Genomic DNA, 22,825 nt, shown 5'->3' with positions numbered 1-22,825 from the left:
GGATCATGGCGTTAAATTAAGAGCGCTCACCCGCCGGACTTGGGATCATCGTTCTCCGGGTCTTCAATATAGGTTGCAAGCGGAGCCTCATTGCGCCGGGTTGTCGCTCGCTCCAGGAGAATGGCGGCGGCGGAGAGCGCAAACCACAGCAATATCCATTCTTTCCAGTCTTCGCCGATCAGCCACGCCACTGGTGCCGCAATCCATAGACTCAAGCAGTAGAAACAATCGAGCAGTTCAGCGAAGAATCCTTTATCCACTCGCCGCCGAAGGTCGGCCAGCGACTGCCAGGGACCATCCTCAGCGGCGAGCAGGTGCGTAATTCTCCAAACTGCCAGTATCCCGACAATCAACCAGTAGAAACGCACCTCACTGCTGGATGCCAAGCAGGTACTGTACCGGTCCGAACGAATCCTCAGCCGAATTGTACCCATTGGTTCGGCGCATCGTTGCACCGACATTTACTGAGAATGTGCAAAACGGCTGGTCCGGTGACAGCCAATTGCCGCTGTCCGGAATGATATACGCGGTGACATAATCGGCTGCATCAGCCAGCGGCTCGTCCGGCGGCCGGGTTCCAAACAGCTGGCCGCAATTGACGGCGCTTCCGTGAGTGTAAGTGCCGGAGAGCCTCCCGCTCGTTTCACCCATCGGTCCCGTGGTGCTCGTGATGGGAAATCCGCCAATGTTGCCTTTACGCACGGTCAGGCTGTACGAGCCCAGGAACCCCCGGTTCTGGACCGCCTTGAAAAGCACGGTGAGCACCGCGGGATCGGGCTCGCCAGCGAGGCTGAACAACGCACAGTCTCCTCCTGTTTGCGCTCCCATTTGTACCGAGGGCAGATCAAGGTCGGGTATCGTGTTATCGATATACATCGTAACCGTATCCGTGGCGCCCACGATAAAGTTTCCCGCGGCATCATATCCCTGTATCTGGAACTGGACGGTGCCGGGTGAGGGCGCGTAGGCTGGCGAGCCGCCGGCAGTGTTGATGACCGCTTTCAGGAACCAGTCCGAGGCTGCCCAGGCCAGGTTCTGTTCGATATTGTCATAGGCCTTCGCCGCGATCATGCCTCCACCATTCACGACCTCGAGATTGCGATCGAATGGTCCGATCTGTTGCGGCTGCACGAAACCAATTTTCTGCAGAAACATGCCCTCCTGATAGAATTCCCACGCGCTGAATCCCATTCCCACCTTGCGCCGGTGGCGAATCGTGTATTGCGTGACCGCTGCTTCACTGCCGATGAAGCAGCCGAAGAGGCGAACCTTGCCGGCCCACGCGGCACAGCGGGCTTGTGGCACGTCAGACAGCGACATGTCGGTGCAGGTGATGCGTCCATCGCTATCAAAAACCGTATCCGAGATTCCCAGGCGGATGGCGCCCAAGGATTGGATGTTGCGGCCTCCCTGGCACCCCATTCGTGCCGGTTTCGGGAAGCAGAGGTCGATGCGTTTAAACACTGGCACGTTCCAGTAGGGTGCGCTTTCGAAAGCGACACCACCAGGCGCCATGGCATCCAGGACTTTTGCAATGAGGTCTGGCATTGACTGTACGACTTCATTTTCACCGGGACCGACATCAATGCTGCTTTCTTCAATGAACTGGGCAATTGATCGCGTGAAGCGGAAAATATAGTTGCCATTTCGATCCGTAACCGTCTGCCCGAGATTCTCTCTGTTGCCGGTGCCGGAGTATGCGCCTCCCCCGAGTTCGGTACCCGTGCGGTCGTATTCTTCAAAGCTGATGGGAAATCCGGCAAGCGTCTGGGTGGTGCAAATCGGAATGACTCTGTCGAGTATGGAGCCGATAGCAACACGATCGATCGCGAGGGCGGCGCTTGCCCTGATATCCGTGATGGCCGCAGTCCGTACGCGGAATCGCTGCTCCGCCGCTTCCGCCGCCCTGGCACGTTCGCGGCCCATGTTTTCGCTGGGCAGGCGTATGACTTGTACTCGCCTTGGAGGAATCGGCCTGTTCTCGTCCAGGGGGATCATCATTGGAACGAATGGCGGTGGATCGGGCTGTGGAATCGGTTTGACCCGTACCCGCTCGGGATACAGGGTCTCGATTGCCTTGCGTATCGGCGGGTAGGCGAGTGCGCGAGCCAGGGCGGCCCAGGAGTCAATGATAAGCCAGTCGCGCCTGCATGGGAAGAAGCAAAGTCCGCTATAGGATGTTGCGCTGCCGTAGACGATAAAGTCCGTTGCGGTGATGGGAGTGGAACACGTGAGTATCAGATCATTGAAGTCCTCATCAGCCCCCGCATCGTTGCTTTCGATATCAAATTCGTATTGTCCGCCGGAAGCTGTCGGGAACTTGATCTGGTCCGCTGAATCGATGAATCCTCCTCCGGGATTATTTTGAATCTGTATGCGCCAATTGTCTCCAGTAACGAAAACAGCAGGGGTGGTCACATCACCAGCGTAAGTACCATTTCCGGAATCCGCTCCGGCAATGACGAAGCGTTGCGCAAATGCGGCGTTCTTTGATTTGACCGATACGGTCCACGCACCCTGCATAGGTATAGCCATGGTCCATTCTCCTTATAAAATTAGGAAATTAAATTTCCGGTTAATTTTCAATTTAGACCAGGATCCGCTTATGTCAAGGTGAATGGCGGGCGCGAATGCGTCAGATTAAATTTTGGAGGCGGGGTAGTTCGTATTTGCGGCGAGCCCTTTACATTCCAATATATTCAGCTGGGCCACATGCTATTGATATTTCGCACTAATAAATCTTCCGTTCCAATTTGGCCTCATGCAGCACAGCCGTTGCCAGCTCCTCGATGGACTTGCTGGTTGCATCCAGGTAGGGGATTCCCTCCTGGCGCATCAGCGCTTCAGCTTCCCGCACTTCATATTCGCAATTCTTGAGAGATGCATACTCGCTGCCCGGTTTGCGTTCATTGCGTATCTGGTGCAGCCTTACGGGATCGGCGGTGAAGCCAAACAGTTTCTCACGCAGATTCTGGAGCTCTACTGGCAGCCGCCGGTAGCGAAAATCCTCGGGAACAAGAGGATAATTGGCGGCACAGATACCGTATTGCAGTGCGAGATACAGGCAGGTAGGGGTCTTGCCGCTGCGGGAGACCCCGATCAGAATAATGCCGGCCTGCTGCCAATTTCTGTGCGAGACGCCATCGTCGTGTTCCAGGGTATACCTTATTGCCTCGATACGCTGGCCGTAATCCATCCTGTCATCCACCCGATGGGAGCGCCCCACGGTGTGCGACGAACGTACACCCAGCTCGGTTTCCAGCGGGTTAATGAAAATATTGAAGCAATCCATATGAAGAGCATTGGCGGAATCGAGAAGGGATCGGATTTCGGCATTCACGAACGTACTGAATACCAGGGGGCGCACACCATCCAAGGCGGCGTACTCATTGATCTGTGCCACAATGGCTTTGGCTTTTTCCGTGGTATCCAGGTAGGGCAGGACGATTTCAGTGAAAGTCAGGTTTTCAAATTGCCTGAGCAGGCTGTGCCCCAGCATCTCGATGGTGATGCCGGTGCGATCGGAAAGGAAGAATGCGCTGCGCCGGGGCAGCTTCGCCATGGTTGACATTTGTTGTAATGCGCCAATAATGTTGACTGCGATTAAAATATCGTGTTTTGGCGTGTAACACAATCCGGCTTGGACACGCTGCTGCGTGTGCGTGAACGGGAGTGAAAATGAACGATTCAAGATATATAGTCTGGTTCGACGAGCTGTCCATGGCCGACGTGAGCAGCGTGGGCGGCAAGAATGCCTCGCTGGGAGAGATGATCAACCAATTGTCTCATGCGGGAGTTCGGGTTCCCACCGGTTTTGCGACGACCGCCAACGCTTATCGCGATTTTCTTGCTCACCTCGGTCTCGCACAGCGTATCGAAAACACCCTGGCGACCCTGGACATCGGAGATGTCGGGGCGTTGGCAGCGGCCGGCGCGCAAATCCGCGCATGGATAGTGGGGACGCCATTGCCGGCGAGACTGGAGAAGGAAATATCCATTGCTTACGAGAAGATGTTGCGGGAAGCGGAGACCGGCGATATCTCCGTGGCGGTGCGTTCCTCCGCCACCGCCGAGGATCTGGCAAATGCTTCCTTCGCGGGGCAGCAGGAAACTTTTCTCAATATCCAAGGACTGGACAAATTACTGCAAGCGGTCAAAAACGTATTTGCTTCGCTCTACAATGATCGTGCTATTTCCTATCGCGTCCACCAGGGATTCGCCCATTCCGAAGTAGCGCTATCCGCGGGAGTGCAGCGGATGGTGCGCAGTGACATAGGCGCTTCCGGCGTAATATTTACACTGGATACCGAGTCGGGTTTTGACCAGGTGGTACTCATCACAGCGGCCTATGGCTTGGGCGAAACCGTCGTGCAGGGTGCGGTTAATCCCGACGAGTTCTATGTCTACAAGCCCGCGCTGGAGCAGGGAAAACCCGCGATCCTACGGCGGAATCTCGGTTCCAAACTCATCAAGATGCAATTTGCCGCAGGTCACGAAACCGGCTGCCCGGTGGAGACACTGGACGTGGATGAAGCGGAGCGCAGGCGGTTTTCCATCACCGATACGGATGTGGAGGAACTGGCGCGCCACGCACTCGTCATCGAGCGGCATTATCAAAGACCGATGGATATCGAGTGGGGCAAGGACGGCATAGACGGGAAACTCTATATCCTGCAAGCGCGGCCCGAGACGGTGCAGGCCCGGGCCGGGGGGGAGATATTGCGGCGCTATCGCTTGAAAGGCAAATCAGAAGTGTTGATATCGGGGCGCGCCATTGGTCAGAAAATAGGCATCGGCCCGGTGCGTCTGATCCTGGATGCCCGAGAAATGTCGCGAGTGCAAGCCGGCGACGTATTGGTAACCGACATGACCGACCCCGACTGGGAGCCGGTAATGAAACGCGCTGCCGCTATTGTCACCAATCGCGGTGGCCGCACCTGCCATGCCGCAATCATTGCGCGTGAGTTGGGTATCCCGGCAGTGGTCGGCTGTGGCGACGCCACACGTGTATTGGGTGAAAATCAGATGGTCACGGTATCCTGCACCGAAGGCGATACCGGCAACATTTACCGGGGTGCTCTGGAGACTGAAGTGATTGATCTTGCGCTGGAAAAGATGCCAAAGCCCCCGGTCAGGATTACCATGAACGTGGGCAACCCGGAGCTGGCGTTCGATTTCCAGCGCATACCCAACGATGGTGTAGGGCTGGCGCGATTGGAGTTCATCATTACACGCATGATCGGGGTACACCCTAAAGCTATACTGGATTATCCCGATATCCCGTCGGATTTGAAAAAGGAGGTGGAAAACCGATGCGCGGGTTATCGTGATCCGGTCAGCTTCTACGTGGAGAAGCTGACCGAGGGTATTGCTACCCTGGGCGCCGCATTTTTTCCCAAACCGGTGATCGTGCGCATGTCGGATTTCAAGTCCAATGAGTACTCCAGTCTCATTGGCGGGCAGCAATACGAACCCAAGGAAGAAAACCCGATGCTGGGCTTTCGCGGCGCTTCGCGCTATATCGCGGAAAGTTTCCGGGATTGTTTCGAGCTGGAATGCCGGGCCTTGAAAGAAACGCGTGACAAAATGGGACTCACCAATGTGGAGATCATGATCCCGTTTGTGCGAACCGTGACCGAGGCGAGGCGAGTGGTAGAGTTACTGGCGGTGAACGGCCTGAAACGAGGCGAGAATGGTTTGCGCCTGATCATGATGTGTGAGATTCCGTCCAACGCATTGCTGGCGAATCAATTCCTGGAATACTTCGATGGTTTTTCCATCGGATCCAATGACCTGACCCAACTTACCCTTGGACTGGATCGCGATTCCAGCCTGGTTGCCGAATCCTTCGACGAACGTGACCCGGCGGTGAAGGCCCTGTTGCGTATGGCAATTCAGGCGTGCCTGAAAGCGGGCAAGTACGTCGGGATTTGTGGGCAGGGACCCTCTGATCATCCCGATCTGGCACAATGGCTTATGAGGGAAGGTATCGAAAGCCTCTCGCTTAATCCTGATACGGTGGTGGAAACATGGCTGTATCTGGCGGAAGAAGCAAAAGAAGCGGTGTTGTCTCAGAGCGAAGCCGTGTAACTCCAGATCAAGTTATTGAGGACCCTCATGGCAAGAAATAGCACCCCGCGTCATATCGGTTTCATTCCCGACGGAAATCGCCGCTGGGCCCTGGACCAGGGTTTGCCTAAAGAGCAGGGGTATGCTCATGGAATTGATCCGGGATTGTCATTGTACGAAATATGCAAGGAACGCGGGATCACCGAGGCTTCCATTTACTGCTTTACGCAGGATAATACCAAGCGGCCTCCTGCCCAGAAGCTTGCATTTACCGATGCATCCGTGGCGTTTGCGTTCGAGATTGCGCGCCGCGGTGCTGCGCTGCTGGTTGTTGGCGATGAGACTTCAGCACAATTTCCCAAGGTGCTGGAGGTATTCAGGCAGCGGCAGGGTACCGGGATGAAGGTGAATCTGCTCATCAACTATGGCTGGGAATGGGACCTGGGTGGCCTCAAGAATGGCTGTCTGCGTTCAAACGAAGTTTCCCGTCTGGATCTTATAGTACGATGGGGCGGAGGGCGCCGCTTGAGCGGTTTTCTTCCGGTGCAATCGGTTTATGCAGATTTTTATGTTAGAGATGAATATTGGCCGGATTTTGATCCACAGCATTTCGAGCACGCGCTCTCCTGGTTCAAGAGGCAGGATCGGACATTTGGCGGGTGATTCAATCAACCATCTCGCGGCATCCGCTGCCCGCATGTCAGGCAGCCGGGAATTTCGCCAGGGACGCTCGGGCTCCGGTATCAGTACTTCCTCTCTGCATCGAAAATAAAGGTTATTTTTCTGATCCGTTAATCGGCTAATCCGCTTTCCATTGCGATCGCTGGGTCATACCATTTGCCCCCGGTCAAGGCATTTTCCATTTTCCGCTTTTGTCACCACGTGATTCCGCGTTCTACATGCAGGATCATGCTCTTAGAATTACAGGCCTCCTCTGCTTCATGGCTGCAATTCTCCTTATCAGTCCTAAGTCGTGGACTCACATTTCACAAATAAATCACATCTATGTGACATCTTCTTAACATATGGTGTGGCAGTCTGTTCATCATGAAATATACATAGCAGAAGCAGTTGTTCTATGCGTTTCATAAAGCGGAGAAAGTGATTTATGAGTTTGTCTGCCCTACCAGGCTGTTCTTTAAGCAACTACCAGGTGCTTATCTCATGTTGGTTAAAAGGAGAGATACCATGAAGCAATTACTTTTTCATGTTTCGATGCTTTGCCTTTTTCTCCCCATCCTGTGGATGATTGGTATTTCATTAAATGAGTATGGTTTTCCTTTAATGGAGAAATACCACGATAAGTCCATAAAATTTTTTGTTGCCCTTCCTTATTGCCTTCTCATTGCGGCATCGTTATATGGATCTGCCTGGATGGCGGAGCGCTTATCCGGCTCTCTGGTAAGAAAGTTCGGAAAACCTGGTGAAAATCACCAGCTTGAAGCCGGATGGCCGGATAAAGTATTTGACCCGGCTTCCATGGAGAAGAACCGTTCCGTTTTCATGAGAAATGTCGACGGCTGGTTAAAAGATAATGTATTGGCAAGAGTTATTTTTGGCCTTATTATTGGCCTCGTAATAGTCATGTAACGACGCTGAAGCTGGTTATAATTTCTCTGGGGTTTTATACCCATGCGTCGGTATATAAAGAGAAAATTCTGTAAAATGTTGATGGACTGTCATAAATCCTGCATGTTGGCATGATAAGATCAGTCCAGGTGTTTACATTCACCCCTTTTGTAAACATCCTGGGTCGCTATCTCCTCCAATAGTGATCACCCCGCCCGGCCACGATAACTTCCGTTCCGGGCTTTTTTTTGGCCGGAAACGGCATCGCTCGCGCAGCGGGTCGGTGATTCAGGTTCAATATTCTTGTTTTTACATGACCGGACAAGGTATCGGGCTTTCTGATTATTCTTTCTGAAAATCCAGTTCAATGTCGTGTTTCTCCCGATCCGTTGCAAACGTTCAACAGGACGCCTATCAGGTTCACCATGCCATCTACGAGCAAATCCAAATGCTCCTCGTTGGGCTCGAATGTACGTAATAACGCTAACGTTTGATCTACCGGCACTTCCCCATGCTTTATCTGGTGATGTGCAAGATTCAAAGCGAGCACTCGCGCGCATTCGGCAAGCTGCTCTTTTGTCGCGTTCTCCATCAGTATATCCGCCAGTTCATATGTCTGGTCAAAAGTTGACATCTCAGCCATCATGTTTGCCTGTTATGAGGTTATGGGATATTAAATTCAATTGCATACCGGCCAGGGCTGTCTATCCGAGAAAACGTCAGATTCATTGTTCTGCTCGTGTATGCAGGGGTGAAAAATAGTCAACCAGCGGGTAAAATCATTCCCTTACATGTTAAACGCATCAACAGGTTTTACTATTGGACTGAAGTACGCCTGTCTGAAGGACAGGCAAGGAAGAAGCCCGGATTAAGGAGGTCGCTCTTATGGGCGCATGGAAGTATATCGGAAGAGTGGCGCATGAGAAATTCTGGTAATCCTGGGTCACTCACGGCATATCGATGAATTCACTTGTGGATGATTTATCGTATTCTTATTTCTGCCGCCTCTCACGTTGCCGTCTTTCACCCATTTCTCGCCTATATGCCTCGCCCTCAGCTCCATGAAGGGAATTGGGCTTGCAAATATCGGACACAATCTGCATCGCCCTTTGATGAGCGTGATCAATGGCCGCCTGGGGTTCGCCACCCTTGGCAAGAGTTTGCAGCAGATCAACAAGCTCACTTTTAGTGTGAGGAGGCAGCGTCGACATAAGAGCCTCAACGATGTAATGAGATCGCTGAAGTTCCTCAAGCGACGGACCTGAGACTTGCTGGTTTAATTCAATAATTTCTTTATTTGATCCAGTTTTTGCGTGTTTCATGGCCAACATCTCCTTAAGAGGCTATGAGCATGATGCCATTCTCAGTCCCTGGAATTGGACTATTCAGTGGCGTCGACCATGCCGACGCCGGTCGGGCAGCTCTCTCTCACCGGCGCCTTGCTGATTATTCGGATCGGGCCGCCTTCTGCTATATTGCCGCCTTTCCGGTCCCCTTCGTTTATATTCCCGCTTTGGATTCAAGTCTGCGGAAGGGGAGGAGCGGAATAGGGGGATAACATTGGGCGGCAGCGATGAGTCGTCCTTTTTCATAATCCTCTCATTGATCAATCAAATTTGAATTCAAATAAAGCCTGGATGGCAGGGGTCACCTGCGTCTTCAGGTTTAGTACGCCCTGTCTACAGTGTGTTTCCGTCAAGAAATCCAATCTTAGCATCCCCTTTATGAAATAACAAAATCCCTTGGGATGCCATGAGTTTTCAAGAAAGCGATGGATAGATAGGGGGTTTTGAGTCAAGCGCGCTTGGCTGTATGACAGGTGGCACGGCGGGGCGTTCACATTACCCTGTTGTGATACGCATTCATCCGTGCGATCCTTCTGATGTTTAACAGTGAGATCTATCAACCATTTTTAAGGAGTCCAACATGTCAGCAGCCGCGGATGCAAAGCGAATGTTCGTTGAAAATCTCAATTCATTTGGCAATGAACAAAGCCAGCCAGAAAAATATAATCTTTACCTTGGCCTGATCTATCTGGTTGCATCGGTGGAGCAGATCCAGCAGGACTTGGACCAGATTAAGCAGCTATTAGCCAAACGGCATTGAATTTCTATATCAAGATGCGGAAAGGTTGGCGATTCGGGTTTAAAAAGCTTTGCGGTTTGGAAAGAAATTGGAACAGACCCAATGTTGTTCCTTTCGCTGTTTGAAGTGAAAGGAATCGTTTTTCTGTTTGCACAGCGTTACAGTGGTAAGAAGAAATGGATGCCCCCCCATTTGCTGGATGCATACTGATTCACCGTAAGTCGAGAGCAAGCACCAGGCAAAGGCGCTTTATGAAAGCAAAGCCGCTGGGGCCGGGAAATGGGCTCAATCGCACCACGTCCACGACACCTTATTGGATATTCTGGCCACCGTAGATTACTTCGGCGGTTATCAATTACCAAAGTTGGAAAATCGATCAGGTATGTCAGCGTCCGGGCATTTTGTATACATTTGGAATTCCGGCCGGGTTTTGCTTGATATAGTACCGATTGCCTGCGTCAAGACCATAATTCACATGAGTGTTAGCGGTGTAAATGTGAATGTTAAACCATGCATCCGCAGCTGCTCCGCTAAACGTCGCTCCAAATCCGGGAGGGAGACGATGCTTTGTTCGAATTGTGTTTGCCGACTCCAAATAGAAGATAATCTCTTCGTTTGTGCGGTTTGCAATGTAAACATGGCCGGTCTCGGCATGAATAGGTGGAATGTCCGTCGATTCATCATGTGAAAATGAAGTAGATGGGATAAGCAGCATCGTTAACCATAACGAAGCAATGATAATCATAGGTTTCATTCTTGTGCCTCTCTCTTGATTTATCACCGGCTCTTCCGAGGATGCATCCAGCGATCGTTTCAACTACACGACATTCGCAGAATAGCAGGCGGAAGAATTAATACAAGTCAGGCTGATTAAAAACCGGTCGGTGCACAACCAACTGCGCGAGCGCATCCACTCCAACAGCCTCAAGCACTGCACTTCCTTTTCCTACTCATCAGCAGGAAAGCATCATCAAATTCCGCGTGCAGAGCTTCGGGTTGGTTTCGAAGAAGCGGAGGCCCGTTTTCTCCTGACTATTTCATTCCGCATTTCATAGAATTGCTCCCGAATTTCGTGCTCGATGAAAGTCTTTCCCACTATTGGAGGAATCCAATATTCTTGGATGGTATCGGTATGATAGATAATCTGAGTTTGCCCACCTTCATCGATCAGCTGCGTCGTACCTTCCATCTTGCGCATGTTGCCACTGATCATGTGCGACCAGATTTTATCGAAGGGGATCAACCGTATTTCCCGTGTTGACTCAAATGGAAAACTGATCGGGCCATACGTTGCAGAGCCGCGCTGGAAAATCTTTAGCGTGTCTCCCGAAATACTGACCACTTTGCTCTCCTTCAGGTTGGAGACAAAATCAGCCATGTGTTCAAAGTCAGTCAGCACGACCCAGACCTCCTGCCGGGTGGCCGGAACAGAGAGGATTACGTCAACAATAACGTTTTCCCCCGCGACTTGCACCTTAACTTTAATATCCTTATCCTGCCGTGGATCTGCAAGTGCCGCCGCCATAAATAGCATCGGCCACATGAGTAGCAAGAAGGAAGTTTTTCTCATTGGTAGACAGAAGAGTGAGGCTCTCTCGGTTTTTCGTCTTCAAACGGGTGAGTTTCATGCTACCAGTTTTTCATCTTGTTGAGTGATGAGCCAGTTGCCAAGGAGCTGCATCAGCGAATTGCAACCAAGTGTCGAGTGCAACTGCTTCCGGTCGAAGAACAGCTTTGATTTTCTTTGGGGTCCCTCCACCCCCTTACCCGAATGACCGGAATTGGCACGGAACTGCTGCTCGCGATGGGCTCTTCCCGACACGTTTCAGCCGGTCATGGACTGCTCGCTGAACGAGCGGCAAGAAGCAGTGCATGACACTCAGCATTTCCATGTTGCGCGAGACTTTTTCTACAGCTTCAACGAATTAAGCTGAAGGGCGCCGCGCTTTCGCGGCGTTCCTCTCCAGCATCTCGTCAGACGTATATTGGAATGTAAGGCCACCCACTTTAATGCTGTATGACCTATGGACAAAACATGTCAGTTGTCTGAACGTTATCGCATGTTCTGAATATCCACCATCCCGAGCAAACGGTCGACCTTTTGAAGTCGCAGCTCTGTCCGTCTGTGCAAGTCAGGACTTGGCCGAGTTCTTTATTGCCACAGATTTCACCCGACGCAACGCCGCAGGTCGGTAATTGCGGGGCATACTGCACTGTAATTGGTGCAGAAGTTGCTTCCAATCCCTTCCCATTACGGGCTACCAACGTGATGGTAACCGTGAGCGAGCCAGAATCATTGGTACATGGGCAAACTAGGCGTGAGGGATTGCCCTCAAAAGGGTCAATGGTGAAATGAACGCTTCGCAGCAGCGGATTTCCCGGTGTGCTGGTGTTATTTTTTTCCTCGTCAGACTGCGCACCCAGCGTCCCTTGTCTATTGGCGCCGATATTCTCAAGACGCGCTGTGCAACTCCAGCTTATTCCACCTTGCAGACGTATGTTGGCAATGCCGCTCTCGTTGTCGCCTGCAGAAGCTGCTATTACAAGCCGTCGATCTCTGGCCAGTGACGATTTTGTCAATCCGGCGGGCGGTATGATCTCTGACCCGACCTGAAGATTGTCAGAGACACGTACAAACGTAATTGTGTTCTGAATAAAACTGGGCGGTGAAGTGTCGTTTTGCAATGGATTAGCGCATTGCGGATCTCGTCGGGCATTTGCCTGAGAATTATCTAAAGTCGCTTGGGTGCGTGTGCTTCCAAGCACACAGACATGGTCGGTAGGGGACGCCTCGCGCCAGACGAAACCCGGTTTGCATGCGTCAGTACCCGGTACTTTTCTTTGCGATCCAATCGAATTGTCATTGGCGGCTTGAGTGCGAGTAGCCCCTGTTACGCAAACGTGATCTCCATTAAACGCTTCCCGCCACACGAATCCTGGCAAGCAGGTGTCGGGGCCGAAGTCGCAAACGGCGTACGATTGTGTAGAGGCAAGACTCAATGCAAGGAGTGTTAACAGGGTGCTAGCGAGTTTTGATTTCATTTTGTTCTTCCTCCTTCTAGGATCAGGAAACGAGTGCCTAGCGTTTGGCATGAGCGGGACAGATCCCATAGTCGGTTGGCTGTCCCGCAATCTTCCCATGGATTTAATATAGCAAATGCTAGGAGGTTTGAAGCGGTATTTCGAGCTCCCGGCAGCTTTTGGCACGTTTCTGTCTGTGGCGAAAGTCTAAGACATTTAATTCGAACCTTAGCCTTGGTAGTAAAGATTTGGCGATCGCTTTCTTGAGCTCTGCACCGGTTGGTAGACCTACTTCTTTGCTGGCTCCTGCGCCAATAATAAAGACCGTATTCATGAATATTGGTGAGGGATGGATGTAGCGTGCAACTGCTTTGTAACCGGATTAGCGCCCATTCCACAATCCCGTTTCTTTATCAAAGAAGCGAGAACCATCCAACCCTACTGCATTCCACAACGCATCAAACGCTGGTTTAACTGCGCGGTGGTAGTCCGCATCGCTGCCGAAGTCTTCAATATAGCACTCCGGCAAAGCTACCACAGGTCGGTCAAAGGGTATTTGTTCGTCACGGAACTGATCGATTACGTGGTAGTAAGCTCCTTCCACACCTTCCAGCGTGAACATAAGGATTAGCGGTGGCTCGATACCAACTGTGTTTAAGCCATTGATGTATCCTGAAAGTAGGCTAAAAATATTTTTTTCTAGACGTAAACCAGCTATCCCATTTCTTCCGTTGGAAGCGTGGACGAGATTGCAAATCACCGCTTCTATAACGCCGTTGCGAAATAATTGCGTATAACCAAGACCCACCACACCCCCACATTCGCTTATAACACCATCCAAATTGTATCGTGGGGAAAAGCCGCTGCTAGCTAGAGGCCTAAATGCGTCCACGTGAGGGTATATCTGTTTCGCATCTAAAGTGGCAGTAGAAGCCACAGCTGACAGCGGTATGATATGGAGTATAAAACGGCCATTGCCGGTTAAGGGCACGGCGCCCGCACCACTCGTAATATGTCCCATGCGTTCAGCGCGGAATGCCCTCGCGCGGTCAATCGCTGATGCTGATAACGTAAAAAGATGCCTAAGTTCGTCCATGCTTGCCTCGTGAGCACCCGCCGAATTGCGAATCCAGAACCTATTGGAATTTTGTGCGCAGACTCGATGGGGTAGGCGCCAGCTACGCGGAACCCGAACAACTATCGCGTGGGATTGAGACTCTAAAGGGATGGCACGTACTCGGATACCGGGAATGCGGGGTTCGAGACCAGTCCTGACAATCTGGTCTAGGCGAGATACTTCAACATCAATATCCGCAGTCTTAATTCCGTAAAGCTGAGATGCAACGCCTTCCGTTTCATCAAGGCCGATAACAATATGCCCGCCGTTTGCATTTGCAAAAGCTGATACATCCTTAAGCAGTTCTCTTTTATCCTCGTCACGAGGTCCGTAGGAATCGCGTTTGTAATCGAGATGCAAGCCTTCGGGTACTTGACCCGCAACCAGCTCCGCCAGATCTGCTTCGCAAATCGCGTCGAAATCTGTGCGAGTAATGGACACGTTGGAATTTTACTATGATTTACTTAAAATTGGAGGGGTCAACATACAATACCCTCCAATTAATACTTAACTAGCTGTTTTTATTGGTGCCGACACCAAGAGTCGAACTCGGGACCTTCTGATTACAAATCAGCTGCTCTACCAACTGAGCTATGCCGGCGCGGGTGTAATTATAGAGACTGGGAAGCGAGGGAGCAAACTTGTGAGGAGGCGCTGCAGAAACAAGCGGGAATTATTTGATAACCTGGAAACGGCGCTTTTTACCAGCAGGTGCGGGCGAGATTTGAGTTGATGACGGTGGCTTATCCGGATTCTCAATGCCATTCTCGGGTTGTACCGCATCTGCCTCACCCTCCGGCGGGAAAAGAATACCCTGTGTGGTTTCCTTGGCAAAAATTCCCTGAACCGCATTAACCGGTATTGAGATTTCTTGCGATAAGCCGCCGAAGCGGGCAGAAAACTGGATTAAATCGTTACCCAACGTAAGATGATGTGCCGCATCAAAACTGATGTTGAGTATGATCTCACCGTTTTTCACAAATTCGGTGGGTACACGAGTCTGGGCATCCACCTTGACCGATAGATAAGGGGTGTAACCGCTATCGGAGCACCATTCGTAAATAGCGCGAATCAGATAGGGTTTGGTGGAACGCTCTTTCATTTGCGCATCGCCTTCTCGGAAGCGGTGAGCGCGTCAATGAACGCCGGTCTGCTGAACAGGCGCTCGGCAAATTTCAATAGCGGCGCGGCTTGCTTGGGCAGCTGAATGCCATAATGATCGAGTCGCCAGAGAAGTGGCGCAATCGCTACATCGAGCATGGAAAACTCGTCTCCCAGCATGTATTTCTGTTTGACAAATACCGGTGCAATCACCGTCAGATTATCGCGGATCGTCGCGCGCGCCTTATCCGCTGTTTTCTGATTGCTGCTCTCGACAGAGTCGATATGGCAAAAAAGTTCCTGCTCGAAGCGATGCAGAAACAGCCGTGCGCGGGCACGCATTACCGGATCAGCGGGCATGAGCTGCGGATGTGGGAAGCGGTCATCAATATATTCGTTGATGATATTGGATTCATACAAAATGAGATCGCGTTCCACCAGTACCGGAACCCGGCTATAGGGGGTCATGACCGCCAGATCTTCGGGCTTGTTGTGAAGATCGACATCAATAATCTGGAAATCCATTCCCTTTTCATACAGCACGATACGGCAGCGATGGCTGAATGGGCAAGTGGTGGCTGAGTACAGCGTCATCATGACTTATTACTTTCCCGCATAATTGGACTAGGCACTTTCGATGGAAGTGAAATGATCAATGGATATCTCTCCAGTACTCTTGTTTCAGGGCATAAGTCAGTCCCAGCATGGCAAACAGGAAGAGCATGACGATAATTCCCAATTGTACCCGTTTTGTGGCTGCGGGTTCCCCTACGTAAACCAGATAGTTCACCAGATCTGCGATATACATGTCATATTCGGTTTTCGAAAGCGTACCCGGTGCGTCCTGTTTCAATTCCTTGACTTCATGTTTTCCACCGTGGCCGTCATCAACGGTTTTAACCGCAACCGATTGTATTCCTTGCAACTGATAGAGTGCATGGGGCATGGCAACCTTATCAAATAAAAGGTTATTCCAGCCCGTGGCTGTGGACTCATCACGATAAAACTTGCGAAGATAGGTGTAGAGCCAGTCTGCGCCACGCGAGCGGGCAATTACAGACAGATCGGGTGGAGCTACACCGAACCACTGTTTGGCTTCTTTTTTCCTCATGGCAACCGTCATGAGCTCGCCTACTTTCTGCCCGGTAAATATGAGGTTATCGCTGATCTGATTCTCGCTGAGATCGAGGTCTCTTAGCCGGTTGTAGCGCATGTATTCGGTGCTGTGACAGGTCAGGCAATAGTTGGCAAAAGCCTGTGCGCCGCGTTGCAGCGATAGCTTGTCGGCTGGATGAATGGGTGCCTTATCCAGTTTCATTTCAGGACCGCTGGCAAATGCGACAAGGGGAGCCAGGCAAAAAATAAATAAGATCTGTGTTATTTTTCTCATTCTTTCACTCTTGTCGGCTCAGGCTTGGTTTTGTCTATCTTGCTGTACCACGGCATAAGAACGAAGAAGGCGAAGTAGATGACCGTGAATATTTGTGCCAGCAGCGTATAGAGCGGGGTGGGCGATTTCGTGCCGAGCCAGCCGAGCACAAAAACGCTAATGACAAAAAGCGTGAGGGCGATCTTGAAATAAGGCCCCTTATAGCGGATCGACTTTACGGGACTGCGGTCCAGCCAGGGCAGCAGGGCAAAGATTGCGACCGAAGCGCCCATCAGCACGATGCCCCAGAGTTTTGCGTCTATCCAGAGAAAGTTGACGGTAACCGCCCGCAGCATCGAGTAGTATGGGGTGAAATACCATACCGGCGCGATGTGATCGGGGGTTTGGAGCGTATTGGCTGGAATGAAGTTATTGTATTCAAGGAAATAACCGCCCATCTCCGGTGCAAAAAATATGATGCCGCAGAACACAATTAAAAATCCGACCACTCCGAAAATATCCTTCACCGTGTAATACGGATGAAAGGGGATTCCATCCACCGGAATATGGGTGACCGGATCCTTGTTCGCCTTGATTTCAATGCCGTCCGGATTATTCGAACCGACTTCATGCAATGCGACGACATGGACGAATACCAGCGTCACAAGCAGGACTGGCAGGGTCACCACATGATAGGCGAAGAAACGGTTGAGCGCGGCGTCCGACAGCATGAAATCGCCCAGGATCCAGTTGGAAAGGGTTTGTCCAATCACCGGGATTGCGCCAATCATGCTGATGATCACCTGGGCGCCCCAGTAGGACATCTGGCCCCACGGCAGAATGTATCCCGTGAACGCCAGCATCATCAAGATGAAGAAAATGCCCATGCCGATCAACCAGAGGAGCTCGCGCGGCTTGCGGTAGGAACCATACATCATTCCGCGAAACATATGCAGGTAGACCACCACGAAGAACATGGATGCGCCGGTGGAGTGCATGTAGCGGATCAGCCAGCCGAAGTCCACGTCTCGCATGATGTATTCGACCGAGGCGAATGCCATGCTGGCGTCCGGCTTGTAGTTCATGGTGAGAAAAATGCCGGTGAGAAGCTGATTCACCAGCACGAGGAAGGCAAGCGAACCGAAGTAGTACCAGAAATTGAAGTTTTTCGGTGCGTAATATTCGGCGAGATGGTACTTCCAGGTCTCGGTCAAAGGAAAACGTGCATCCAGCCATTCCACCATTGAATCCAGTCGCTTGCTCATTATGCGGACTCCTTACGATCAGACCCGATCAACAGGAGATTGTCGCTCAAATATGTATGGGGGGGGACAACCAGGTTGGTCGGCGCGGGAACACTTTTGTAGACGCGGCCCGCCAGGTCGAATTTGGAACCATGGCAGGGACAGAAAAAACCACCCAGCCAGTCGGCTCCGAGATCCGCGGGAGCAATGTCCTTGCGATAAACGGGGGAACATCCCAGATGGGTGCAGACACCTTCCACGACCAGAATTGCCGGCTTGATGGAGCGGGTTTCATTCTGTGCGTAAGCAGGCTGCTGGGGCTTTTCCGATTTAGGGTCGGCGACCTGACCGTCAAGCTGCTTCAGGCTGGCCAGCATGTCGGGGGTGCGGTCCAATATCCACACAACCTTGCCACGCCATTCCACCATCAATAGCATGCCCGGCTCGAGCTTGCTGAGATCCACCTCAACCGGTGCCCCTGCCGCCTTGGCGCGTTCACTGGGCATCATGCTCATCACGAAGGGTGTTGCGACAGCGGCGGTTGCGATCGTGCCTGCCACCGAAGTTGCGGCGATAAGGAAACGCCGCCGACTATTCATTTCCTGTTTTTTTTCAAAATCTGCCATATTTTGCAGTCCCGTTTTCCGGTTTGTAAGTTTTAAAGAAAACTTGTAAAAAACTTAACCATTTTAGCATAGTATGTATTGGAAAATAAATATTGATAAGAAAACATATTGATTGCACGGCGGAAATCGTGAGGGTCTTGACTCATTTTTTCTGGCCTATACTCGCTCTGGTCATCTGTACAAGGCGAATCTTCGCGGATTCCCCATTTTAATCTATAATATTTTTAGGATCTCCGAGCGGATTCCACGGCATTGGATAGCGTTGCCTGGTGGAGTCATGAATGCTTTCACAGACAGAAGTTTCTCTGCCGGATTCAGGTTAAATGAAGCAACCCGTCGTCAATTGCCCCCGGTGCGGCAGGATCGTTATCTGGACTAACGCCAATCGTTATCGCCCGTTTTGCTCGGAGCGCTGCAAGATGATCGACCTGGGGGAGTGGGCCGCAGAATCCTACCGCATTCCAGAAGCGGAGAAACAAGAGGGTGAGGCATTGAAGGATGAGGAATAGAGAGGGGTTCAAGGTTGGCATATTTACGCAGCTTTCCCTTCATTAAAAATAATATCTACCCAATAGCCCGCATCATGGCGATGCCATGGCCGCCATGCTCCCATGCCGTGGTTAAATCGTCCTGGCGCAAGCCACCCAACGCGTATACTGGAAGCGAGCATCCCCGAACGAGGGTGGCGAATTTTCGCCACCCCAGCGTTTGCGCTTCGGGATGACTCTGTGTTGGCAGCACTGGCGCGAGTACAGCAAAACTCATCCCTAATCGCTCGGCTTGAGAAAGCTCTTCCGCATTGTGACAGGACGCCCCGCACAAGTCGATGCCGGGCAGTTCCGTAATATTCATCAATTGTGCTGACGGGAAATGGATTCCATCCGCGCCAGCTTCGCGGCACAAGCCAATATCACCGTTTATTAAAACCTTGGCGCCGTAACGATGAGCCAATGCAACTACTTCACCGGCAAAAACATGCAACGACTCGTGCGTCATCTCCTTTTCACGCACTTGCACCAGGCGCGCCCCCCCTTCCACCGCGTGCCTTATCTGTTGCAAAGAAAGGTTCGTACCCACTTCCATCGCGTTGGTAATTGCGTAAACCGGTGGCAGATCAAGCGCTCGCAATACGGGTGCATTAGCAGGCAGCATGGGTTCAACCGCGACATTGTTTGAAAACTGCCACGACAGCTCCTGGTTCTCATGAGGGTACGGTTCGCCATGCCATTGCACCACGCGATAAAAATGCAGGCGCACGGTGGCATGAGGATAGGTAAAGGTGCGGGTGATCCAGGGATAGGCGTGTTCGACATATATGCCCAGTTCTTCCATCAGCTCGCGCTTGAGGGCATGCAACAGCGGTTCATCGGGCTTCACCTTGCCGCCGGGAAATTCCCAGTAGCCGGCATAGGGCTTGCCCGCGGGCCTGCGGGCAAGAAGGAAGCCGCCATCAAGCCGGGTAATGACCGCAGCGGCTACCTCAACGATATCAGAAGGATGAAACATGCCGGAAGGAATTTCTTACCGCTCCCCGCCGAATTCCGTTTTCCGTTTCCCTGTCCAGTCACGCGCGAACTGCCATGCGACGCGCCCACTCCGCGAACCACGCCCCAGCGCCCATTGCAGCGCCGCTTCACGTGCATGAGGAGTCATTTCCCTGATTCCAAAATAGGCGAGCCACTGGCTAGCAATATCCAGGTACTCGTCCTGATCGAAAGGATAGAATGATAACCATAGACCGAAGCGTTCCGACAACGAAATTTTCTCCTCGACCGATTCACTGGGATGGATTTCTCCCTCGATATGCCGCGTATCCAGATTGTCCCTCATGGATTCCGGCATCAGGTGACGGCGATTGGAAGTGGCGTAGACCAGAACATTCTCGGAAGCGGTGGCGATGGAACCGTCCAGCACCACCTTCAACGTCTTGTAGCCAGGCTCATCCGACTCGAACGACAGGTCGTCGCAATACAGAATGAAGCGCTCGGGGCGCTGGCATATCTTTTCGACGATATCGTGCAAACCGGTGAGGTCATGCTTTTCCACTTCAATTAGACGTAATCCCGCAGGGGCATACTTATTAAGCATTGCCTTCACCAGCGACGACTTGCCCGTACCCCGCGCGCCCGTGAGCAGCGCATTATTCGCGGGATAGCCCTGCACGAACTGACGAGTGTTCCGGTCCAAAAGTTCTTTTTGCCGCTCGACGCCCCGCAATGCATCAAGCGTAACGTGATGAGGGTGGGCGACTGGCTGTATGAATCCGATATGACCGTATTTTCGCCAGCGGAATGCAACCGCCGTATCCCAGCCAGGGTCAGGCTGCTCAATGGATAGCAGTCCCTCCAGCCGGGAGAGCAGTATTTCGGCGCGGCCGTATAGCGTGTCCCAGTTATTCATGTGATCAATAGTGAATGGATATCTGAAGGGCGGGATTCTGGAGCCTGGTGCTGCACTCCAGTATTTGCCTTATGTGCGTTATCGTACTGAACAGTATCTCGGAAAACAAGACAATTTAGTATGTTACGGCAGCATCCGCAAGGGTAGCGGTTTATAGAAGCGTAACAGATTGCTCATGTGCGGATCTTTAAAAAAGGATCTTGCTAATGAGTTACCACAAAACGGCAAGCGGGTCGGTAAGCGCATGCTGTTTCAAAAGCTTGTTATCCAAACCAAGTACCACCTACAGGAGAAAATACCATGAATAATATGCCCAGCAAAAAATCAATCAGCTCTCTCGCTCTTGGAACCGCTATTGCCGCCGTGCTTGGCGCTGCACCCATCGCCTCCGCGGGGGAGAGCCCTTTCGCCGTGCAATCTCTAGGTAAAGGCTACATGGTGGCGGAGTATCATGAGGGCAGTAAAAAGGAAGGATATGGTGAAAAGAAGTCCGGTGAAGGCCGGTGTGGAATGTCCATGGCGGATACTGATAAAGATGGCCGGGTCAGCAAGGAAGAACATGCTCGTCATAGTCAGTTGATGTTTGAAAGAATGGATACCAACGGAGATGGGTATATCGACAAGGATGAGGCGAATAAAATGAGAATGAAGCATAGGCGCGATCATTCGAGCCGATCCGGGCAGGGCTACGGGTCCGGTGATCAATCTCCGCTGGCCGGTGAATACGAGGCGGGATGGGGTGGGAAAAACTTGCAGCACATGAAACCCATGGGCGAATAGAAATAGCCCGATGCTGGCCGCTTTGTCCGGCCAGCATCGATGATAAGACTCGAGGGCGCGGGTAAGCCGTTGAAAGGGCAGGGCCGTTGCGCGCCTTGTCGGCGCACAGCGGCCCTGTTTATGCGATTGGCTTTCGGCCCCGCCTTGCTCCGCTGATTATTGCTTACGGGTGTTACGGGTGTATCGCTAGCTTCGATAATCCGCATTGATCTTTACATAATCATAAGACAGATCGCAGGTCCATATCGTGGTAGATGCCGATCCCCGATCAAGCACAACCCGTACGGTGATTTCCGATTGTTTCATCACTCGCTGGCCGTCCTGTTCCCGGTAGCCGGATGCCCTCCCTCCATTCTCTGCAACCAATACATCATCCAGATAGAGCTGCAACCTGTTCACGTCAAGTCCGTTTATGCCCGCATAACCAATGGCCGCGAGTATTCGGCCCAGATTGGGATCAGATGCAAAGAAAGCGGTTTTAACGAGTGGTGAGCGAGCAATGGCGTATGCGGCTTGGTTGCATTCGTCCGGTGTCCTGCCTCCTTCAATCCGTATGGTAATGAACTTGGTGGCCCCCTCGCCATCACGCACGATCGCTTGCGCAAGCCACGCCGCAACTTCTGTTACCGCATCTTGCAGTGCGGTGAATCCGGGGCTTGCTTTATCCACGATGGCTTGATTGCCCGCACGACCCGTGCCAATCAGAATGAAAGCGTCATTAGTGGATGTATCGCCGTCCACGGTGATGCGGTTAAATGACTTGGCTGCCGCATGCCGCACGATTTCCTCCAACAGCGGTTGAGTCAAGGCCGCATCGGTGGCTATATAACTCAGCATCGTCGCCATGTTGGGATGGATCATCCCGGAGCCTTTTGCAATGCCGGTAACAGTCACGGTCATGCCGTCGAGTGAAATCTGTTTCGAGACCGCCTTGGGGACGATATCGGTTGTCATGATTGCCTGGGAGGCAGCGAACCAGTTGTCCGGCTTGAGATCGGCTACCGCCGCGGGCAAACCCGTGATAATTTTTTCCAGCGGCAGGGGCTCCATGATCACCCCGGTGGAAAAGGGCAGCACTTGATGACTGGCACAGCTCAGCAATCGGGCGAGCTCGGCACAAGTTGCGCGGGCGTGCGCAATTCCTTCCTTGCCCGTGCCTGCATTGGCATTTCCGGTATTGATGGCTAATGCGCGGATCGAGGATCTGGAATCCGGATTCGAAAGATGCTCTTTGGCAACGGCCACCGGTGCAGCGCAAAAAGCGTTTTGCGTAAAAATACCGGCAACGTTTGCACCGTCATCCAGTGCGATCACGAGCAAATCCTTACGGCCGGATTTGCGGATTCCGGCTTCTGTAATGCCGAGAGACACACCTTTTACCGGAAGTAATTGCTCGGGGAGGGAGGGGATGAAGTTAACAGGCATAATGAAGCGGCCGGGAATG

Annotated in this window: 24 protein-coding genes and 1 tRNA gene; 6 read left to right on the top strand and 19 right to left on the bottom strand. The window is 52.0% G+C overall.

Features of this window, described 5'->3' with window-relative positions; all coding sequences use genetic code 11:
- Nucleotides 1–26 precede the first annotated feature (26 nt).
- The 3 genes from EBAPG3_RS12975 to ppsR form a co-directional block, all read right to left on the bottom strand.
- Nucleotides 27–386 carry a DUF1360 domain-containing protein gene (locus EBAPG3_RS12975; RefSeq protein ID WP_227869218.1) on the bottom strand — a complete coding sequence of 120 codons (360 nt, stop codon included), beginning with the start codon at nucleotides 384–386 and terminating at the stop codon, nucleotides 27–29.
- Nucleotides 370–2,535, bottom strand: a complete 2,166-nt coding sequence (locus EBAPG3_RS12970) for a hypothetical protein (RefSeq protein WP_151898951.1) — start codon at nucleotides 2,533–2,535, stop codon at nucleotides 370–372. The genes EBAPG3_RS12975 and EBAPG3_RS12970 overlap by 17 nt, the downstream gene beginning before the upstream one ends.
- A gap of 196 nt (nucleotides 2,536–2,731) precedes the next feature.
- Nucleotides 2,732–3,571, bottom strand: coding sequence for a posphoenolpyruvate synthetase regulatory kinase/phosphorylase PpsR (ppsR, locus tag EBAPG3_RS12965; RefSeq protein WP_004177368.1), 840 nt, complete (start codon nucleotides 3,569–3,571; stop codon nucleotides 2,732–2,734).
- A 107-nt stretch (nucleotides 3,572–3,678) separates the two neighbouring features.
- Here ppsR and ppsA point away from each other — a divergent pair, with 107 nt between their 5' ends.
- The 3 genes from ppsA (at nucleotide 3,679) to EBAPG3_RS12950 (ending at nucleotide 7,659) form a co-directional block, all read left to right on the top strand.
- On the top strand, nucleotides 3,679–6,090 hold the full coding sequence (gene ppsA, locus EBAPG3_RS12960) for a phosphoenolpyruvate synthase (protein ID WP_004177370.1): 2,412 nt from the start codon (nucleotides 3,679–3,681) through the stop codon (nucleotides 6,088–6,090).
- Nucleotides 6,091–6,117: 27 nt separating this feature from the next.
- Nucleotides 6,118–6,732 (top strand): undecaprenyl diphosphate synthase family protein, encoded by a 615-nt coding sequence (locus EBAPG3_RS12955; protein ID WP_004177371.1) that lies wholly within the window; start codon nucleotides 6,118–6,120, stop codon nucleotides 6,730–6,732.
- Between the two features lie 525 nt (nucleotides 6,733–7,257).
- Complete coding sequence (locus EBAPG3_RS12950) at nucleotides 7,258–7,659, top strand: hypothetical protein (RefSeq protein WP_004177375.1); 402 nt, start codon at nucleotides 7,258–7,260, stop codon at nucleotides 7,657–7,659.
- Nucleotides 7,660–8,002: 343 nt separating this feature from the next.
- On the opposite strand, the gene EBAPG3_RS12945 is transcribed toward EBAPG3_RS12950, so the two are convergent.
- Together EBAPG3_RS12945 and EBAPG3_RS12940 are read right to left on the bottom strand one after the other, a co-directional pair.
- Nucleotides 8,003–8,272 carry a hypothetical protein gene (locus EBAPG3_RS12945; protein ID WP_227869216.1) on the bottom strand — a complete coding sequence of 90 codons (270 nt, stop codon included), beginning with the start codon at nucleotides 8,270–8,272 and terminating at the stop codon, nucleotides 8,003–8,005.
- Between the two features lie 358 nt (nucleotides 8,273–8,630).
- The gene (locus EBAPG3_RS12940) at nucleotides 8,631–8,960 is read right to left on the bottom strand and encodes a hypothetical protein (protein WP_004177378.1); all 330 of its coding nucleotides are present in this window, start codon (nucleotides 8,958–8,960) and stop codon (nucleotides 8,631–8,633) included.
- A 604-nt stretch (nucleotides 8,961–9,564) separates the two neighbouring features.
- Between EBAPG3_RS12940 and EBAPG3_RS12935 the strand changes: the two genes are divergently transcribed.
- Nucleotides 9,565–9,744 (top strand): hypothetical protein, encoded by a 180-nt coding sequence (locus EBAPG3_RS12935; RefSeq protein WP_004177379.1) that lies wholly within the window; start codon nucleotides 9,565–9,567, stop codon nucleotides 9,742–9,744.
- A gap of 364 nt (nucleotides 9,745–10,108) precedes the next feature.
- On the opposite strand, the gene EBAPG3_RS12930 is transcribed toward EBAPG3_RS12935, so the two are convergent.
- The 11 genes from EBAPG3_RS12930 to petA all read right to left on the bottom strand — a co-directional run bounded on the left by EBAPG3_RS12930 (nucleotide 10,109) and on the right by petA (nucleotide 18,201).
- Nucleotides 10,109–10,477 carry a hypothetical protein gene (locus EBAPG3_RS12930; protein WP_040852078.1) on the bottom strand — a complete coding sequence of 123 codons (369 nt, stop codon included), beginning with the start codon at nucleotides 10,475–10,477 and terminating at the stop codon, nucleotides 10,109–10,111.
- Between the two features lie 216 nt (nucleotides 10,478–10,693).
- A complete protein-coding gene (locus tag EBAPG3_RS12925; protein WP_004177381.1) occupies nucleotides 10,694–11,248 on the bottom strand; it encodes an SRPBCC family protein in 555 nt (184 codons plus the stop codon).
- Nucleotides 11,249–11,347: 99 nt separating this feature from the next.
- The gene (locus EBAPG3_RS15065) at nucleotides 11,348–11,545 is read right to left on the bottom strand and encodes a hypothetical protein (protein WP_004177383.1); all 198 of its coding nucleotides are present in this window, start codon (nucleotides 11,543–11,545) and stop codon (nucleotides 11,348–11,350) included.
- A gap of 200 nt (nucleotides 11,546–11,745) precedes the next feature.
- Nucleotides 11,746–12,765 carry a hypothetical protein gene (locus tag EBAPG3_RS15060; protein WP_151898950.1) on the bottom strand — a complete coding sequence of 340 codons (1,020 nt, stop codon included), beginning with the start codon at nucleotides 12,763–12,765 and terminating at the stop codon, nucleotides 11,746–11,748.
- A 361-nt stretch (nucleotides 12,766–13,126) separates the two neighbouring features.
- The gene (locus tag EBAPG3_RS12920) at nucleotides 13,127–14,302 is read right to left on the bottom strand and encodes an AlbA family DNA-binding domain-containing protein (protein ID WP_085922058.1); all 1,176 of its coding nucleotides are present in this window, start codon (nucleotides 14,300–14,302) and stop codon (nucleotides 13,127–13,129) included.
- Between the two features lie 84 nt (nucleotides 14,303–14,386).
- Nucleotides 14,387–14,462, bottom strand: a tRNA-Thr gene (locus EBAPG3_RS12915).
- 72 nt (nucleotides 14,463–14,534) lie between these two features.
- On the bottom strand, nucleotides 14,535–14,963 hold the full coding sequence (locus tag EBAPG3_RS12910; RefSeq protein WP_085922057.1) for a ClpXP protease specificity-enhancing factor: 429 nt from the start codon (nucleotides 14,961–14,963) through the stop codon (nucleotides 14,535–14,537).
- The gene (locus tag EBAPG3_RS12905; protein WP_085922056.1) at nucleotides 14,960–15,559 is read right to left on the bottom strand and encodes a glutathione S-transferase N-terminal domain-containing protein; all 600 of its coding nucleotides are present in this window, start codon (nucleotides 15,557–15,559) and stop codon (nucleotides 14,960–14,962) included. The genes EBAPG3_RS12910 and EBAPG3_RS12905 overlap by 4 nt, the downstream gene beginning before the upstream one ends.
- Before the next feature lie 55 nt (nucleotides 15,560–15,614).
- Complete coding sequence (locus EBAPG3_RS12900) at nucleotides 15,615–16,352, bottom strand: cytochrome c1 (protein WP_085922055.1); 738 nt, start codon at nucleotides 16,350–16,352, stop codon at nucleotides 15,615–15,617.
- Nucleotides 16,349–17,596 (bottom strand): cytochrome b, encoded by a 1,248-nt coding sequence (locus tag EBAPG3_RS12895; protein ID WP_085922054.1) that lies wholly within the window; start codon nucleotides 17,594–17,596, stop codon nucleotides 16,349–16,351. Before EBAPG3_RS12895 ends, EBAPG3_RS12900 begins: the two co-directional genes overlap by 4 nt.
- Nucleotides 17,596–18,201 carry a ubiquinol-cytochrome c reductase iron-sulfur subunit gene (gene petA / locus EBAPG3_RS12890; protein WP_085922053.1) on the bottom strand — a complete coding sequence of 202 codons (606 nt, stop codon included), beginning with the start codon at nucleotides 18,199–18,201 and terminating at the stop codon, nucleotides 17,596–17,598. Before petA ends, EBAPG3_RS12895 begins: the two co-directional genes overlap by 1 nt.
- Before the next feature lie 323 nt (nucleotides 18,202–18,524).
- Here petA and yacG point away from each other — a divergent pair, with 323 nt between their 5' ends.
- The gene (yacG, locus tag EBAPG3_RS12885; RefSeq protein ID WP_085922052.1) at nucleotides 18,525–18,710 is read left to right on the top strand and encodes a DNA gyrase inhibitor YacG; all 186 of its coding nucleotides are present in this window, start codon (nucleotides 18,525–18,527) and stop codon (nucleotides 18,708–18,710) included.
- Between the two features lie 55 nt (nucleotides 18,711–18,765).
- Here the strand turns inward: yacG and EBAPG3_RS12880 are convergent, their stop codons facing one another.
- Both EBAPG3_RS12880 and EBAPG3_RS12875 read right to left on the bottom strand, forming a co-directional pair.
- The gene (locus EBAPG3_RS12880) at nucleotides 18,766–19,707 is read right to left on the bottom strand and encodes a Nudix family hydrolase (protein WP_085922051.1); all 942 of its coding nucleotides are present in this window, start codon (nucleotides 19,705–19,707) and stop codon (nucleotides 18,766–18,768) included.
- 15 nt (nucleotides 19,708–19,722) lie between these two features.
- A complete protein-coding gene (locus EBAPG3_RS12875; protein ID WP_085922050.1) occupies nucleotides 19,723–20,601 on the bottom strand; it encodes an ATP-binding protein in 879 nt (292 codons plus the stop codon).
- A gap of 300 nt (nucleotides 20,602–20,901) precedes the next feature.
- Between EBAPG3_RS12875 and EBAPG3_RS12870 the strand changes: the two genes are divergently transcribed.
- Nucleotides 20,902–21,381, top strand: a complete 480-nt coding sequence (locus EBAPG3_RS12870) for an EF-hand domain-containing protein (protein WP_227869215.1) — start codon at nucleotides 20,902–20,904, stop codon at nucleotides 21,379–21,381.
- Nucleotides 21,382–21,567: 186 nt separating this feature from the next.
- Here EBAPG3_RS12870 and argJ read toward each other — a convergent pair whose 3' ends face one another.
- A complete protein-coding gene (gene argJ / locus EBAPG3_RS12865; RefSeq protein WP_085922049.1) occupies nucleotides 21,568–22,806 on the bottom strand; it encodes a bifunctional glutamate N-acetyltransferase/amino-acid acetyltransferase ArgJ in 1,239 nt (412 codons plus the stop codon).
- Between the last annotated feature and the right edge of the window lie 19 nt (nucleotides 22,807–22,825).

Source organism: Nitrosospira lacus (assembly GCF_000355765.4).
GTDB classification, from domain to species: Bacteria; Pseudomonadota; Gammaproteobacteria; order Burkholderiales; family Nitrosomonadaceae; genus Nitrosospira; species Nitrosospira lacus.
The sequence above is the reverse complement of the archived record's forward strand: the minus strand, read 5'-3'. Positions and strand labels throughout refer to the sequence as shown.

Bases quoted from the DNA above. Each gene is read 5' to 3' on its own strand.
- EBAPG3_RS12970 (WP_151898951.1), bottom strand. From the start codon at position 2,535: ATGGCTATACCTATGCAGGGTGCGTGGACCGTATCGGTCAAATCAAAG.
- ppsR (WP_004177368.1), bottom strand. From the start codon at position 3,571: ATGTCAACCATGGCGAAGCTGCCCCGGCGCAGCGCATTCTTCCTTTCC.
- ppsA (WP_004177370.1), top strand. From the start codon at position 3,679: ATGAACGATTCAAGATATATAGTCTGGTTCGACGAGCTGTCCATGGCC.
- EBAPG3_RS12955 (WP_004177371.1), top strand. From the start codon at position 6,118: ATGGCAAGAAATAGCACCCCGCGTCATATCGGTTTCATTCCCGACGGA.
- EBAPG3_RS12950 (WP_004177375.1), top strand. From the start codon at position 7,258: ATGAAGCAATTACTTTTTCATGTTTCGATGCTTTGCCTTTTTCTCCCC.
- EBAPG3_RS12945 (WP_227869216.1), bottom strand. From the start codon at position 8,272: ATGTCAACTTTTGACCAGACATATGAACTGGCGGATATACTGATGGAG.
- EBAPG3_RS12940 (WP_004177378.1), bottom strand. From the start codon at position 8,960: ATGAAACACGCAAAAACTGGATCAAATAAAGAAATTATTGAATTAAAC.
- EBAPG3_RS12935 (WP_004177379.1), top strand. From the start codon at position 9,565: ATGTCAGCAGCCGCGGATGCAAAGCGAATGTTCGTTGAAAATCTCAAT.
- EBAPG3_RS12930 (WP_040852078.1), bottom strand. From the start codon at position 10,477: ATGAAACCTATGATTATCATTGCTTCGTTATGGTTAACGATGCTGCTT.
- EBAPG3_RS12925 (WP_004177381.1), bottom strand. From the start codon at position 11,248: ATGGCGGCGGCACTTGCAGATCCACGGCAGGATAAGGATATTAAAGTT.
- EBAPG3_RS15060 (WP_151898950.1), bottom strand. From the start codon at position 12,765: ATGAAATCAAAACTCGCTAGCACCCTGTTAACACTCCTTGCATTGAGT.
- EBAPG3_RS12910 (WP_085922057.1), bottom strand. From the start codon at position 14,963: ATGAAAGAGCGTTCCACCAAACCCTATCTGATTCGCGCTATTTACGAA.
- EBAPG3_RS12905 (WP_085922056.1), bottom strand. From the start codon at position 15,559: ATGATGACGCTGTACTCAGCCACCACTTGCCCATTCAGCCATCGCTGC.
- EBAPG3_RS12900 (WP_085922055.1), bottom strand. From the start codon at position 16,352: ATGAGAAAAATAACACAGATCTTATTTATTTTTTGCCTGGCTCCCCTT.
- EBAPG3_RS12895 (WP_085922054.1), bottom strand. From the start codon at position 17,596: ATGAGCAAGCGACTGGATTCAATGGTGGAATGGCTGGATGCACGTTTT.
- petA (WP_085922053.1), bottom strand. From the start codon at position 18,201: ATGGCAGATTTTGAAAAAAAACAGGAAATGAATAGTCGGCGGCGTTTC.
- yacG (WP_085922052.1), top strand. From the start codon at position 18,525: ATGAAGCAACCCGTCGTCAATTGCCCCCGGTGCGGCAGGATCGTTATC.
- EBAPG3_RS12880 (WP_085922051.1), bottom strand. From the start codon at position 19,707: ATGTTTCATCCTTCTGATATCGTTGAGGTAGCCGCTGCGGTCATTACC.
- EBAPG3_RS12875 (WP_085922050.1), bottom strand. From the start codon at position 20,601: ATGAATAACTGGGACACGCTATACGGCCGCGCCGAAATACTGCTCTCC.
- EBAPG3_RS12870 (WP_227869215.1), top strand. From the start codon at position 20,902: ATGAATAATATGCCCAGCAAAAAATCAATCAGCTCTCTCGCTCTTGGA.
- argJ (WP_085922049.1), bottom strand. From the start codon at position 22,806: ATGCCTGTTAACTTCATCCCCTCCCTCCCCGAGCAATTACTTCCGGTA.